General features: G+C 57.1%; 7 protein-coding genes. 3 read left to right on the top strand and 4 right to left on the bottom strand.

The window, feature by feature from the left end; genetic code table 11:
• The first annotated feature begins 34 nt into the window (after nt 1–34).
• Both dnaE and A3224_RS10615 read left to right on the top strand, forming a co-directional pair.
• Nucleotides 35–3,562 carry a DNA polymerase III subunit alpha gene (gene dnaE, locus A3224_RS10620; RefSeq protein WP_067154253.1) on the top strand — a complete coding sequence of 1,176 codons (3,528 nt, stop codon included), beginning with the start codon at nt 35–37 and terminating at the stop codon, nt 3,560–3,562.
• Nucleotides 3,563–3,731: 169 nt separating this feature from the next.
• The gene (locus A3224_RS10615; protein WP_067154250.1) at nt 3,732–4,688 is read left to right on the top strand and encodes an acetyl-CoA carboxylase carboxyltransferase subunit alpha; all 957 of its coding nucleotides are present in this window, start codon (nt 3,732–3,734) and stop codon (nt 4,686–4,688) included.
• Between the two features lie 171 nt (nt 4,689–4,859).
• Here A3224_RS10615 and A3224_RS10610 read toward each other — a convergent pair whose 3' ends face one another.
• From A3224_RS10610 to A3224_RS10595, 4 genes are all read right to left on the bottom strand, one after another.
• Entirely contained in the window at nt 4,860–6,317 is a 1,458-nt protein-coding gene (locus A3224_RS10610) for a sugar porter family MFS transporter (protein WP_082817491.1), read from the bottom strand.
• A 310-nt stretch (nt 6,318–6,627) separates the two neighbouring features.
• Nucleotides 6,628–8,946, bottom strand: coding sequence for a glycoside hydrolase family 3 N-terminal domain-containing protein (locus A3224_RS10605; protein ID WP_231902361.1), 2,319 nt, complete (start codon nt 8,944–8,946; stop codon nt 6,628–6,630).
• 140 nt (nt 8,947–9,086) lie between these two features.
• Nucleotides 9,087–11,801, bottom strand: coding sequence for a TonB-dependent receptor (locus tag A3224_RS10600; RefSeq protein WP_231902360.1), 2,715 nt, complete (start codon nt 11,799–11,801; stop codon nt 9,087–9,089).
• 287 nt (nt 11,802–12,088) lie between these two features.
• Nucleotides 12,089–14,245 carry a carbohydrate-binding protein gene (locus tag A3224_RS10595; protein WP_082817490.1) on the bottom strand — a complete coding sequence of 719 codons (2,157 nt, stop codon included), beginning with the start codon at nt 14,243–14,245 and terminating at the stop codon, nt 12,089–12,091.
• A gap of 231 nt (nt 14,246–14,476) precedes the next feature.
• On the opposite strand from A3224_RS10595, the gene A3224_RS10590 reads away from it, so the two are divergent.
• Nucleotides 14,477–15,667: an AraC family transcriptional regulator gene (locus tag A3224_RS10590; protein WP_067154239.1), complete on the top strand. Its 1,191-nt coding sequence runs from the start codon at nt 14,477–14,479 to the stop codon at nt 15,665–15,667.
• Nucleotides 15,668–15,729: the final 62 nt, after the last annotated feature.

Raw genomic sequence — 15,729 nt, 5'->3', positions numbered from 1 at the left:
GTCTATAGAGTTAATGCCGAGAAGCAAACACACAATGACAAACCCTTTTGTCCATTTAAGAGTTCACTCCGAATATTCCCTGATCGACGGGTTGGTACGAATCAAACCTCTGGTGGCGCGGGCGGCGGAACTGCAGATGCCCGCTCTGGCGCTCAGTGATCAGACCAACTTCTTCGCGCAGATCAAGTTTTATCGCGCCTGCCTGGGGGCCGGAATCAAGCCTTTAAGCGCCGCTGACTTCTGGCTCAGCGAGGGCGGCGAGGATAAGCCGACCCTGATCACTCTCTATGCGATGAATGGCACAGGCTATCGCAATCTCACCGAATTGATTTCCCGTGCCTGGATGGAGGGGCAGTACCACGGCAATGCCTTTGTAAAGCGGGAGTGGGTAAAGGATTACAGCGAGGGTGTGCTGATGCTGTCCGGTGCCAGGTTTGGCGACGTGGGCCGCGCCCTGATCGCCGGGCGGCGCCAGCAGGCGGAGGAACTGGCCCGGGAATGGTCGCAGGTTTTCCCTGGCCGCTACTATCTGGAACTGCAGCGCACCGGCCGCCCCGGCGATGAGGAATATCTGCACGCGGCGGTAAACCTGGCGCAGACGCTGGAACTGCCGGTGGTGGCAACCAATGACGTGCGCTTTCTGGATGAGAGCGAATTCGAGGCCCACGAGGTGCGGGTGTGCATCCACGAGGGGCGCACTCTGGATGACCCAAGGCGCGAACGCCGCTATTCACCGGAGCAGTATTTCCGCACGCCGGAGGAAATGTGGGAGCTGTTCGCGGATATTCCCGAAGCCCTGGAAAACACTGTCGAGATCGCCAAGCGCTGTTCAGCGCCGATACAACTGGGTAAGTATTTCCTGCCGGAGTACCCCATCCCCGAGGGGATGAACGAGAACCAGTTCTTCGAGAAGGTTTGCTTTGAAGGACTGGAGCGGCGTCTGGATAAGATCCTCGACAAGTCCGCACCGGATTACGCCGAGCGGCGCGCTGTCTACGAGGAACGTTTGCGCTTCGAGCTGGACATCATCATCCAGATGGGCTTCCCCGGCTACTTCCTGATCGTGATGGACTTTATCCAGTGGGCCAAGGATCACGATATCCCGGTGGGGCCGGGGCGGGGGTCCGGTGCCGGCTCGCTGGTGGCCTATGCACTTAAAATCACCGACCTGGACCCGCTGCAATACGACCTGCTGTTCGAACGCTTCCTCAACCCGGAACGGGTGTCCATGCCGGACTTCGACGTGGATTTCTGTATGGAAAAGCGCGACCGGGTGATCGCCTATGTGGCGGACAACTATGGTCGCCAGGCGGTGAGCCAGATCATTACCTTTGGCACCATGGCCGCCAAGGCGGTGGTGCGCGACGTGGCGCGGGTACAGGGCAAATCCTACGGCCTGGCCGATAAGCTCTCCAAGATGATCCCGCCGGACGTGGGCATGACCCTGCAGAAGGCCCATGAACAGGAAGAGGTACTGCGGGAATTCCTCGAGACAGACGACGAGGCGCAGGAAATCTGGGAAATGGCGGTGCAGCTGGAAGGCGTGGCCAGGAACGTGGGCAAGCACGCCGGTGGTGTGGTGATTGCCCCCACCAAGCTCACCGATTTCGCGCCTCTCTACTGCGATGAGACGGGCGCGGGCCTAGTGACTCAGTTCGATAAGAACGACGTGGAGGACGCGGGCCTGGTGAAGTTTGACTTCCTCGGCCTGCGCACCCTGACCATTATCGACTGGGCCAAGCGCATGGTGGATGAGCAGCGGGCCCGCGAGGGACTGCCGCCGCTGGACATCGCCGCCCTGCCGCTGGACGACGAAAAGACCTTCCAGATGCTCAAGCGGGCCGAGACCACCGCGGTCTTCCAGTTGGAATCCCGCGGTATGAAGGATCTGATCAAACGCCTGCAGCCGGATAATCTCGAGGACATGATCGCCCTGGTGGCGCTGTTCCGTCCGGGCCCGCTGCAGTCGGGCATGGTGGACGACTTTATCAACCGCAAGCACGGCCGCGCCCAGGTGGCCTATCCGGACGCCAAGTACCAGCACGAGAAGCTCAAGCCCATCCTGGAGCCCACCTACGGGGTTATCGTCTACCAGGAACAGGTTATGCAGATCGCCCAGGAGCTGGCCGGTTACACCCTCGGCGGTGCGGACCTTCTGCGCCGTGCCATGGGTAAGAAAAAGCCGGAGGAGATGGCCAAACAGCGCGCCATTTTCGAGGAAGGCGCCAAGAAGCAGGGCGTGGACCCCGAGTTGGCGATGAAGATCTTCGACCTGGTGGAGAAATTCGCCGGTTACGGTTTCAACAAATCCCACTCCGCGGCTTACGCCCTGGTGTCCTACCAAACTGCTTGGCTCAAGGCCCACTATCCGGCGCAGTTTATGGCCGCCACCATGTCTTCGGATATGGATAAGACCGACAAGGTGGTGACCTTTATCGAGGAATGCCGGGCCATGGGCCTGGAGCTGGTGCCGCCGGATGTGAATCTGGGCAGCTACCAGTTCTCCGTGGATGCGGACAATCGCATTATTTACGGTCTTGGCGCCATCAAGGGGCTGGGCGAAGGGCCCATTGAGAACATTATTAAGGTGCGCAAGGAGGGAGGCCCCTTCACCGACCTGTTCGACTTTTGCTCCCGCGTCGATCCGCGCAAGGTCAACAAGCGGGCCCTCGAAGCCTTGGTGCGCTCTGGGGCGCTGGACAGTATCGGCCCGCGCGCCGATGGCGCGGACGGTCTCAATTACGCTCGTGCAGTGATGTTTAATGCACTGGATGAGGCGGTAAAGGCCGCTGAGCAACAGGCCGCCAACGCCAGCGCCGGGATGATGGATCTGTTCGGCGAGGTGGTCCCCAGCGCTTCCGATGGTGATGTCTATGCGGATTTCCGCCGCACCCGACCCTGGAGTATCCGCGAGCGCCTGGAAGGGGAGAAAAACACCCTCGGTCTCTATCTTACCGGCCACCCGATCGATGAATACGAGGATGAGCTCAAGCAGCTGGTCAAGGCGCGAATTGCGGATTTGAAACCGGGCAAGGACAGTCAGAAGGTGGCCGGCCTGGTAGTGGGCATGCGGGTGATGAAAACCAAACGCGGCGACACTATGGCCATTGTCACCCTCGACGACCGCAGCGGGCGTATAGAGGCGGCGGTATTCAGCGAGACTTTCTCCGAGTGCCGCGAGAAACTGGCCAAAGACGCCCTCTTGGTGTTGGACGGCCCGGTTGCCCACGACGACTACAGCGGCGGCCTGAAAATGACCGTCAACAGCGTCGCCAGCCTGGATGAATTGCGCCGCGACAGTGTCACCGGGGTGCAACTGCGGCTGGAAAGCGCTGCGGCCACGCCGGGGCTGGCCAAGCGTTTGGCTGCCTGCCTGCAGCCCTATACCGGCGGCGCCTGCACCGTCAGTCTCGAGGTGGTGCGCAGCGATGCTCGCGGCACCTACCGGCTGCCGTCGCAGTGGCAGGTGGAGCCGAGCGATCAACTGGTCCAGTCCCTGCGCGAGCTGCTCGGGCGGGAGCGCGTTGCGCTCAACTACACTGAGCGGCGCCGGCGTGGCTAAATTGGCCCTGGCCGCTTGCGAGATATTCCCTGGGTGCAGGCTCGACTAGGCGGTTCTATCTGGTAAGCTAGCCGACATTTTTAAGTAACAGCGAATATGCGGGCCCGCGGCCCGCGAGCTGAACGGGGGCCGGCGCTCCCGGGTTCCCAAATATCAAGGCGCGGACTTCATGAATTTCAACTTTCTCGAATTTGAACAGCCGATCGCTGAGCTGGAAAGCAAGATCAAAGAGCTGCAGCATGTGGGTGACGATGTCGATCTGAATATTGCCGACGAGGTGGCCCGGCTGCGCGAGAAGAGCAGGAGCCTGACCGAATCCATCTACTCCAACCTCACCCCCTGGCAGGTGGTGCAGGTGGCGCGCCACCCACAGCGCCCCTATTCAAAGGATTATATTGAGCGTATTTTCACCGACTGGGATGAGCTGCACGGCGATCGCCATTTCGGCGATGACAAAGCCATTATTAGCGGCATCGCGCGCCTGAACGGAAAACCGGTGGCTGTGATCGGTGAGGAGAAAGGGCGCTCCGTAAACGAAAAGGTGGCGCGCAACTTTGGTATGCCCAAGCCGGAAGGCTATCGCAAGGCGCTGCGTATCATGCAGATGGCCGAGCGCTTCAAACTGCCGGTGCTGACCCTGATCGACACTCCCGGAGCCTATCCGGGCATCGACAGTGAAGAGCGGGGCATCAGTGAGGCCATCGCCCAAAATCTGGCGGTGATGTCCCGTCTGCGCACCCCCATCATCTGCACCGTGATTGGCGAAGGCTCCTCCGGCGGCGCGCTGGCGATTGGTGTGGGCGACCAGCTGAACATGCTGCAGTACTCCACTTACTTCGTGATCTCTCCCGAGGGCTGCGCCAATATCATCTGGAAAACCGTGGAGAAGGCGCCGCTGGCGGCCGAGGCCATGGGGGTGACTTCCAGTGTGCTGGAAGAGCTGGGTATCGTCGACGAAACAATTCCGGAACCTTTGGGTGGGGCTCATCGCGATCCGGATGCCATGGCCGCACGCTTGAAGGAACGCCTCGGCGATCAGTTGGAACGGCTGACCAGCACGCCCATCGACGAGCTGTTGGAGAAGCGCTACCAGCGGTTGATGAGCTACGGCAATATCGCTTCCTGATACCCGCTCGGGCGAACACAGGGTTCGCCCTTACCTTTCTGTTTTTATCTTTGCTGGCCCGTGCCATGCGCCCCGCCCCCTGCAATCGCGCGATAGTACGGGTGGGGCTGTTGGTACCAGTCCCGGAATAAACCGGCGCGAGCGGTCGGGGATCGATCCCTTCCGCCGCAATTATCCGCGGATTTCCTCCAGTTCCAGCCCCTTGGTTTCTTGCACCAGGTAGACCACGAAGACAATGGACAGAAGAGCAAACAGTGTGTAAATGCCGTAGGCTCCGGCGAGGCCGATTCCCGTCAGCATGATCGGGAAGGTCATGGTAATGCCGAAGTTGGCAACCCATTGGGAGAGGCCGGAAACTGCAAGGCCGGAGCCGCGGATCTGGTTGGGGAACATCTCGCCCAACAGGGTCCACATGGCCGGCCCCCAGGAACCGTTGAAGAAGAACACGTAGACGTTGGCCGCGATCAGTGCCAGCAAGCCCATGGACTGAGAGAGATGCAGTTTACCGTTTGCATCCACGGTGGCGCCGGCAAAGGCGAAGGCCACCAGACCAAGCGTCACCGCCATGCCGATGGAACCCGCTAGCAGCAGCGGTTTGCGGCCGATCCTGTCGATCAGTGTCATGGTAATCAGGCAGGCTGCAATGCTGACACCACCGGAGATGATGTTTATGAGCAGCGCATCTGCTTCGGAAAAACCCACCGCCTGCCACAGTACCGCGCCGTAATAGAAGACAACGTTGATGCCGACTAGCTGCTGGAAGGTAGCTAGGCCAATGCCCACCCACACAATCTTGCGCACCTTGCCCACACCGCCGCCATTGGATTCCAGCAGGTCTGACAGGCGCGGGCGGCGGTTGCTAACGGTGGACTGGCGAATGCTCTCCAGTTTTCCGGCTGCAGCCGCTTTACCGTAGAGCTTGCTCAATACAGCCCTGGCTTTCTCTGTCTGGCGGGAAAGAACCAAGTAGCGGGGGCTTTCCGGAATCAGTAGTAGGGTGCAAAAGAACAGCATCGCCGGAGCGATTTCAATCCAGAACATCCAGCGCCAGGCGGTGTAGCCCAGCCACCAGTCATTAACCGCAGAGCCAGCAGCCTGGGCCAGCCAGTAATTGCTTACAAATGCTGCAAACAGACCAAAAATGATTGCTATCTGGTTGATGGTGGTCAGCCGACCGCGCAGGGCCGCCGGGGCTATCTCACTGATATACGCCGGTGACATTACGCTGGCCGCGCCCACCGCGAGACCGCCGAGAATGCGGTAGAAAACAAACTCCGGGGAGCCGGTGGCAATGCCGGAACCCCAGGCGCTGACGACAAACAGGACCGCCGCAATCAGTAGCAGTGTCTTGCGTCCCCAAAGATCGGCCAGGCGACCGGCAAAAAAGGCACCCGCGGCGCAGCCCAGCAGCATCGAGGCTACGTTAAAGCCCGTGCCGGCGGTATCGGAATGAAATGCCTGCTGCAGCCCGGTCACAGTGCCGTTGATCACGCCACTGTCGAACCCGAACAGGAAGCCACCGATGGTGGCCACACAGCAGATCAAGGTTATCAGGGGAAGGGGCGCCGCGTCTTGGCGCTCCTGTAGAGGCTCCAGGTTGCCTTCAATGGATTTCTCATACGCTTGCATTGGTTACTTCCTGCTTTTAGGTGTTTGGTTGTTATTGTGTTGGGTTCGAAGTTCTTCTTTACGTAATCCGCAGGGGCCGTTGATTGCGATATTTTGGTGTGACAAAACTGTTCCACTTTGTGTGGATTTACTAAGTAAGGTGCGAAATCGGTTGGAATTACGTTTCTATCAGTTGCTGCCGAAAAAAAGGGAAGTTGTGGGGCAGCGAATTCTGTATTCACTGCCATATTTCTTTTACCCGCGCGCCACCCCATTTACGGAACTCGGGGCAGCGCTATCCGTTTATTTTGAACTATTTTTTATGGAGCACTTATTGCAGGGTAAAGCTGCCCTGCAAGCCCGATTCTGCGTCTGGTGCAATCCATACATGGAATTCACCGGGCTCGATCACCTGTTGCATCTGCGCGTTGTGGAAGGCCAGCTGGTTGGCTTTAAGTGTAAAACTCACGCGACGGGATTCTCCGGGCGCCAGGGTAATACGCTCGAAACCCTTTAATTCCCGTACCGGCCGCGACACACTGCCCACCAAGTCGCGCACATACAATTGCACGGTTTCGGTGGCGGTGCGCTTGCCGGTGTTGGTGATGGTGGCGGAAACATGCAATTGTCCATCTGCATCCAGAGTGCTGTCGGAAAGTTCCAGTTCACTGTAATGGAATTCGCTGTAGGTGAGGCCGTAACCGAATGGGAACAGCGGTTTGTGCCCGTAATCCAGCAGATTGGATGAGTTGCCCGGCTGATGCTGAAACACCTCGCGACCGATTTTTTCGATACGAGTGTAATTGTCATCGGTTGCCGGACGGCCAGTAGGTAGGTGGTTGTAATAGATAGGGATCTGGCCCGCGCCCACCGGCCAGCTCAACGGCAGGCGGCCGGAAGGTGAGGTTTCTCCGTAGAGCACCTCCGCCAGTGCCGGTCCGGCCATGGTTCCCGGGTGCCAGGCCATCATCACTGCGTCGGCCTGTTCGAGGGTTTGATCCAGCTGCAACGGGCGCCCAGCCATCAATACCATTGCCAGCGGCTTGCCGGTCTTGGCCAGCTCTGCCAGCAGTTGCGCCTGTGCGCCGGGCAGGCGAATATCGCCGCGGCTGTGGCCCTCGCCGGAGAGGATAGCTTCCTCGCCGCCGACAAAAAGCACTACATCGGCTTTTTTGGCCGCTTTGATTGCCGCTTTGAAACCGCGCGTGCTGGTGTCCCGGCTGTATTCGAGGCCGGCGGCGTAGAGAATTTTACCTTTATCACCCACCATCGCGCGCAGTGCAGGTAGCAGGGTGCGCGAGTGTTCTTTGTTACCGTTGTACACCCAAGTGCCCATCTGCTCGTGAGGGGCATCCGCCAATGGGCCAATAAGTGCGACCGTCTGGCCTTTCTTCAGCGGCAGCAGCTGTTTGTCGTTTTTGAGTAGGACGAAGGTTTCCTTGGCGGCCTCTTTGGCGGCATTCAGGAATTGGTCGTTGCGGATGATCTGCTCACGCTCGGCTGGCGTTTTTGCTCGGGGGTAGGGGTTTTCCCACAGTCCTAAGCGCAGTTTTACCCGCAGGATATTGGCCACCGCTGTATCTAACTGTGCTTCGGTAAATTCCCCTTCGTCCATTAATCTTGCCAGGAATTGTTCGTAGGTGTCCGTGTGCATCTCCATATCGATGCCCGCATTGGCGGCAAGGGCGGCGGCGTGCTTGGCGTCGCGAGCATAGCCGTGAGGAATCATTTCCATCACCGCGTTCCAGTCACTTACTACAAAGCCGTCAAACCCCCATTCGTCTCGCAGAATCTGTTTGAACAGGAAGGGGCTACCAGTGCCGGGGACATCGTTGAGGGAGCTGTAGGTACTCATGATGCTCTGCATACCTGCGTCTATACCGGCCTTGAACGGCGGCAGGTAGATATCGCGTAGCAGGCGCTCGGGAATATAAGCACTGTTGTAATCGCGGCCGCCTTCTGCGGCACCGTAGCCGGCAAAGTGTTTGCCACAGGCAGCGAGGCTGGTGGGATCGGAGAGGTTGTCAGTCTGGAAACCTTCCACCATGGCGACACCGAGGATCGAGGTCAGCAGAGGATCTTCCCCCAGGGTTTCGGCGATGCGGCCCCAGCGCGGGTCGCGGCTGATGTCGATCATGGGTGCAAAGGTCCAGCGGATGCCATCGGCGCTGGCCTCTTGTGCGGCGATGCGCGCCCCGTTTCTAATCAGTTCCGGATTCCAGCTGGCGGCTTGGCCGAGAGGAATTGGGAAAATGGTTTCGTAGCCGTGGATTACATCCTGCCCAAACAGAAGCGGAATGCCCCGGGGGCTTTCTTCCACGGCGAGGCGTTGCAATTCCTCGAATGCATTGTTATCCACGGAACTGAAGTTGACATTCAGGAACCCTCCGACGCGTCCTTCGCGTATTGCCTGCTTGATATCTTTCATATCCTCGGCCTTGAAGGTTCCCCAGTCGCGCAGTGCCAGCTGACCGATTTTTTCCTGCACGGACATTTGTGCGAGTAGGCTCTGGATACGGGACTCGATGGCATTTTGTTGGCTGTGGGATTGGGTGGTAGCCACAGATTCGTTGGCGGCCTGAAGTGGCAGAGTGGCGGCGAGCGAGAGAAGCCCGGCCATAGCGGCAATATAAATGGGATACTTTTTCATACTAATCTCTCTCAGGTACTACTGACATCAGTTTGCTTACGCGTAAAATCGGCGCGGGGAAAAAGGCCCCCGCCAGCATAGGTGGGGGCTAGGACGACAAGCGAAGGTGAAGATCGCTTTACTGTTAATCCGGCAGTCGGTTAAAAGTTGTAGTTGCCGCGGATGCCATAGAAACGCGGCATGGAAACCGGGCCTTTGATAACGCCGTCGCCACCGCCGGCCCAATAGGTTTCTTTTTGGTCGGTGAGGTTGTAAACGAAGGCTTCCACACTCCACTTGTTATCCGGCGCTTCCAGCTTCAGGGTGCTGTTTACACTGTGGAATGCCGGGCGCACATCGCTAAAGGCGTCGGGAGTTTCCGTGGCGAAGATATCGTAGTGTTTATCCACGTTTAGGAAGGTGTGGTATGACTTGTCTCGCCAGAAGTAGCTGAGGTGAGGAATAATGGCGAAGCCGTTGTCGAAACGAAACGTATGGGTGTAGTTCAGCTTGACACTGAGTTTCGGGGATGCCGCCAGTTCGTTGCCCTTGAGGTTAACTTTCATTGCATCGTTGTCTGGGTTGGTGGCTACGCCGTGATCCACTTCGAAAAGGTCAGTGGCTGCGAAATCCCAGTGATAGATAAAATCACTGGTGATTTCGGTGTCCAGCCAGGTCAGGTAACCTTCAAAGCGACCGTTTTCAATCGGTGCCCAGTCAAATTCCACTTCCAGACCTTTGATTACGGCGCTGCCGATGTTGTCTGTCTGGAAAACCGTTTGAGTTTCAGTGGTGATTTCACCGGTTAACTCGCCGGTTTCGTCATCCCGCTCTTCCACATAGTAGGGAAAGATACCTTTGGCCGATGCCGCCTGCATATCTTCGTAGTCGCTGTAGAAGAGCGTCGCCATGATGTTCAGGTTGCCGTCCAGGTAAGTGCCCTTGGCGCCCAGCTCGTAGGTGGTCACGATTTCTGGATCGTAGGTGTTCTGATGGCGCTCTTTAATGATGCGGTCGCCATTGGCATCGGTCAGGTATTCTGCAGTGGTGGGGTCTTGCTCATACTGTACAAACACGTCGCCGATGCCGCCGGATTTGAAGCCGTTGGCTATATACCCGAATACCATCAGGTCGTCGTTGACAATGTAATCCAGGCCCACGCGATAGTTGGTAAAATCCCAACTGCCTTTGGTCTGGTTGTCGCTGACGATGCTGTAGATGGAGGAGTCCTCGAAGTAATCCGTGGGCAACTGATTGAACGCATCGCGATCCCACGCCGGGAAACAAGCCTCGCCGGTTTGTGGATTAATGGTGTCAGCGTTACAGGCCATATTGTGACCGCCCACATCCTGCTTGGTATCTTCGGTGTAGCGCACACCAAGAGTCAGGTTCAGCTGGTCGGTGATGGCGTAGGTGCCCTGGGTAAAAAGGGCCTGGGATTTGAGGGTACGCTCAGGCTGATTCCAGTAGTCCGCATTTTGGCCACTGTTGATCCAGCCACCCTGCATATTGTTGTCTTCTTCAAAATAGAAAACGCCGGCAATCCACTGCAGCGGGCCAGAGCCGGTGGACTGCAACTGGATTTCGTGGGACTGGGAAGTGAAGGTCGCATCGCGAAAGAAGATGGACATATCCCAACCGGTGATGCCGCGGTCCTGATCGGAGCGCTGTGAGCGCACCTGCTGGCTCCAGCCGGCGTTGTACACCAAGGCGATTTCGTCGGAAAGATCCCAACTCAAATTGGAGCGTACGGATTCGATATTCAGGTCGAGAAATCCGGGCACACTGACGTTGACGGTGTAGTCGTCGGCACCGGGGCCATATACGCTTTCACAACCCAGCTGGCCGGGTATTGGTACATCGGAAATATTGCCGTCGGCATCCAGATAGTTGCCATCATCGTCTTTGCGGATGCGCTTGGCGGCCATATCACAGTTGAGGGTGTCGGTACCGCCGGCACTGTCGTCTTGGAATTGCTCATAGGCCAGCATCCACGATAGGGATTCTACGGGTTCCCACAGAGCGCTGATGCGGAAGGCGTATTGATCGGAGTTGTTGTAGAAGTCGGAAGGGTCGGCCTTGACCAGCTCCTGTACTTCACCGCTGCCCCAGCGCTCGCGCTGGCGCAGGCTGCGGTCTTCATCAGCACCGGTATACACTGGGGCGTTCTGAATTTCTTCCGGCAGGTAGCGCACATCCCACTGGTTGGGGTCGTAGTAGCCGTCGAGATAGGAGTCGCGGGTTTCCTGCATAAAGGAAGCGCGCAGGGCAAAGGTCTCGCTGACCGGGATATTGATCATGCCGCGGGTCTGCTGGTGGTTCCAGCGACCGAGTTCGATGCCGATGGACGCGTCGAACTCGTTGAAGTCCGGGCGCTTGGAGATGATGTTGACGTTACCCACGGTTGAGTTGCGCCCGAACAGCGTGCCTTGAGGACCGCGCATGGCTTCCACCCGCTCCACATCGAACATCAACGCCATGGCGCCCTGCGGGCGGGGAGAGTAGATGCCGTCCAGGTGTAAGCTCACTGAGGGATCACCCAGCTCGGTGATATTGGTGGACCGCACACCGCGCATGGCAACCACCGGCGCGGTCTGGGACGAGTCCATGGAGATTTCCATGTTCGGCACCATTTGCGCCATATCCTTGATGTTGGTCAGGCCCTCGCGGTCCAGTTTTTCCTGGCTGAAGGCGGTGATGGAAATCGGGGTTTCCATCAGGTTGGTTTCCCGCTTGGTGGCGGTAACGGTAACTTCTTCCAGAGAGTTGGTTTGGTAAGCGTCGTACTGTGAGTTTCTCTCTTCCTCCTGGGCAAGAGCCATTCCCGTGTTGACCAGGGCAATGGAGAGCGCCAAAGGCTTGTGCAGTCTCATCATCGTTTTCCTCTGAGATATGGTTATTGTTTTATGCCGCCTGCTGTGACGGAGGAGGAACTCTGCCAAAGACCTTTTGGCCGTGCGTTCGGGTACCGTTACTCGAACGAAAAATCCAGCTTTTGGGGAGGGTTCGAGTATTTTTGATCAGTCGTACGCTTTAAAAGTCCTTTAAAATCAATGGGTTAGTGTGTGTTCAGTTGAGGGCGCCAGTTGGCTTCCACAAGTGACAGGGGCCGCGACCGGTGTCGGCGGCTCCTGTATTTCGGCTTAGCTTGTTGGCTTTTGGGTTACTTTTCAAGCAGCCATAGCTGGTTGTCACCGCCGTGATAAGTCCACTGCTGGATGTTGCCTCCGGGCTCGGTGGAGCCGTCCTGAACGTCCAGGGATTTGCCGCTGTGGACGGATATGATGCGGAATCGGTTGGCGTCGACCGGCTCGATCAGCCAGTTCTGGTTGTCACCGCCGCCGTATTCCCACTGTTGGATATTGGCGCCGTTACTTGTGGATGCGTCCTGCACATCTAGTGCTAAGCCGCTGTAGGTGTTTTCCAGCCGGTAACTGCCATCGCCGAGGGCAGTGATCTGCCAGGACTGGTTGCCGCCTTGGATTACGTTACCCCCATTGGTGGTTGCGCTGTCGGCAACACCCAGCAACAGGCCGCTGGCCAGGTTGCGGATCTGGTATTCGCCATTGGCGATACTGCCAGGATCTTGGCTGCTTGCTCCCAGTTCAATCCAGTTCAGATTGAACCCGCCGCCGGCTACTTGCAGGCGCAGGGTTTGGATGCCCGCAGACAGGTTTACATTCAGGGATACCGACTGCCAATTCTGCCAACCGCCGGTGTTTGGAAAGCTGGTGTCGGCCAGCTGAGTGCCGTCGCTCATCAGTCGCAGCTGCCCGGTGCTGGTGGTGCTGGCGATGCGATAGGTCAATGTGTAAACACCACTCTGCGGCACATCGACCCGGTACTCCAGCCAGTCACCACTATCGATCCAGCCCACATTCTGTCCGCCGCCGCTGTCACTGGTGTCTTCAAGTTGAATTCCGGACATGGAACAGTAGCTTTCCGCTTCAATACGGCCGGTACTGTGCGGGGTGACGCTGTCGCAACTGGCTGGTGGCGGTGTGCTGCTGTTGGTTTTGATGGCATCGTAGAAATCCTGATGCCAGCTCACATTGGCGGAACCATTGCCGATGTGATTTTGGGCAAAATCGATCATGCCCGCATAGGCATTGGCCGGGGGGGTACCGCCGTGATTGATGTAATCCACGACTTGGCTGTAAATGCTATTGGGCTGAATGGTCCATAGGGTGCGATCGTGACTCATCTTTTTGAACGACCAGGGAAACTGGCCGGCGATGTTGTTTGCGGACCAGTCGGTGAGCTGGCGGATGATGTCGTTGTTGTCTTCACCATACTCCCCCAGGATCAATGGTACCCCCATGTTGTTGGTGCGGTCCGCGCGAGGGTAGAGGTCTGAGACGGCACCGGCATTGCCGAATACATAGTGGTGGGTCTGATACACCAGGTTGTGGTCCCAGCGGCTGTTGACACCGGTATTGGTCTGAGTAGTTGAGTCGGTCCAGTCGATCTTTTGCAGATCTGATGCCCACCAACTGCCTTCCGCGATGATTGCGTGGTTATTGTCCACTTCTCGGATGGCATTACGCATGGCGATTAGCGAGGGCAACAGCTCGTACTCGCGCCCGGCCTGAGGGACGGGTTCATTGATCAGGTCGTAACCCCAGATCACCGGTTCGTTCTTGTAGTAGTCGGCGATATGACGCCATACCTGGCTGGCGATTAGCACATTGTCGCCATCCCAGAATTTGACGGAATCCCGCGGCTGGCTGGCGTTGGAATCGATGTTATCGCTGTGGTCTCCGGGATTCTGGTAGCCGGGGGCGGCGTGCATGTCCAGCAGTACATAGAGACCGTGGGTGCGGCAGTAGTCGATCAGGCGATCCAAGTACTGGAAGCCGTGATCCGACAGTTGCCCGTTTTCCCAGAACAAGTTGTAGTGGAAGGGGACACGCACCGCATTGAACCCGAGACTTTTCAGATCGGCGATTTCCCGTTCCGTCACGTAGTTCAGGCGCCACTGGTGTTCGAATTCCTTGGCCTGGGCCATACTGCCAAAGGTGTCGGCCAGGCTGTTGAGGAACTGGGTATGGGTGCGGTAATTGAAATCTCCCATCATCAAATAACCCTCCCACAACAGCCAGTTGCCCAGATTGATGCCGTTGAGGTGAACAGGATTGCCGTTGCCGTCGACAATCTGTGTACCCTCAGTGTGCAGGTATTGCGCCTGAGCTGTATCGCCCCAGAGAAAGGCCAAGGCCAACAACAGGGTACTGGCGATCCCTGGCGACCTGTCTCGCGAGGAAATTTTTTTGTGGGAGGTGGACCATTTACCACCGATTGTGGGTATTATCTTTCTCATCTCGATAGTCCTTTATTATATTGGTTTGGTATGCGATACACAGAAGCTGTGGTCGCTGGGTCAATTTATACTTGGGACACAATAAGGTCGTTCGGCTGAAGGGAGAGAATCCGAACTGCAGGCGAACCTCAACGGATTGGCGAGGTTCGGCTGCCGTGGATTAGCCGAACGTTGCGGAAAAGCCAGAAAATAAAAATTTTGATTCTCTAACTGGCAATAAAAACAAAAGCGATGAGTGAAGTTCTATTTAATTTCCACGATATCATCCTGTGGATGACGGCCATGCAGTGCCTGTTTTTCGCTGTGCTATTGCTTGCGACCAACAGCCATAAACAGACAAGCACCCGCTTTCTGGCCGCTTTCCTGTTTGCCCATGCTTTTATCTCTCTGCATGAACTGATCCTCTGGGGTGCTGAGTTTAAGTTTAAGGTGCGGGATTTCTGGCCACAGCTCTACTTCCTCGGGGGATTTGCCTATTACCTCGACGGAGCTCTGCTATTCTTTTGTGTGAAATCCCTCGTCTTCCGCGATTTTGCTCTTCGCCGGCGGGACCTCCTACATTTACTGCCTGTGGTGCTCTTCTTTATTTACATGGTTGTGGTTTTCTTTAGGTTGCCCCTAGCGGAGCGCCTGGCAGTGATTCACAGCGAGGATCTGGTGTACAGCTGGCACTATGTGTTAGTGGAATTCCTGTGCAAATGCCTGCGGGTGGCCTATTGCCTCTGGTCTCTGCGGCTGATGCTGCAGTACATCCGCCTGTTGAAGTCTACCCACTCCAATGTCGAAAAAGTGGATCTCACCTGGATGCAGGTGCTGGTTTCGGGTTTCCTGGTGGTAATGTCCATGGAGGTCGTATTGAGTGTCGCCAAGCTGGCGAGCCTGCGTCAACACTACGATTTAAGGGTGTTCGAGGTGATCGGACTCACTGGCTATTACACATTGTTTATGTTGATTAATCTGCTGGTGTTTACCGGTATCCGCTATTTCGCCTATTTTGAGGGGGTGCACCAGCGGGAAAAGGGGCGCAAGCCGGCCACTGAGCAGATTTTGAACCCGGAGTTGGCGTCGGAGATAGATGCCGCGATGGAGCGGGACAAACCCTATCTGCAGCCTGACATCACCCTTGATATCCTGGCGGAACGGCTGTCCATGCCGGCGCGGGACCTGTCCATGGTGATCAACCGCCATTTTGGGGTTAATTTCTACGAGTTCATCAATCGCTATCGTGTCGGGGAGGCCTGCAGGTTGCTGCGTTCAGAAGCGGCGCGGGACAGGACCATCACAGACATTTACCTCAGCGTAGGGTTTAACAGTAAATCCGTATTCAACACATTCTTCAAGAAGACCGTGGGTATGACCCCTTCCCAGTATCGTCAGGCGGAGGAGGTTGAGGCGTTGCCTACGATAGTGCCAGCAGATTGATCACATCTTTCTACGCTCAATGAAACGGCCCCCTGGGGGCGCTTCTTATTAATTCTCTGCCA

The organism is Microbulbifer thermotolerans (assembly GCF_001617625.1).
Lineage (GTDB): Bacteria > Pseudomonadota > Gammaproteobacteria > Pseudomonadales > Cellvibrionaceae > Microbulbifer > Microbulbifer thermotolerans.
This window is presented reverse-complemented; position numbering and strand designations above follow the sequence as displayed.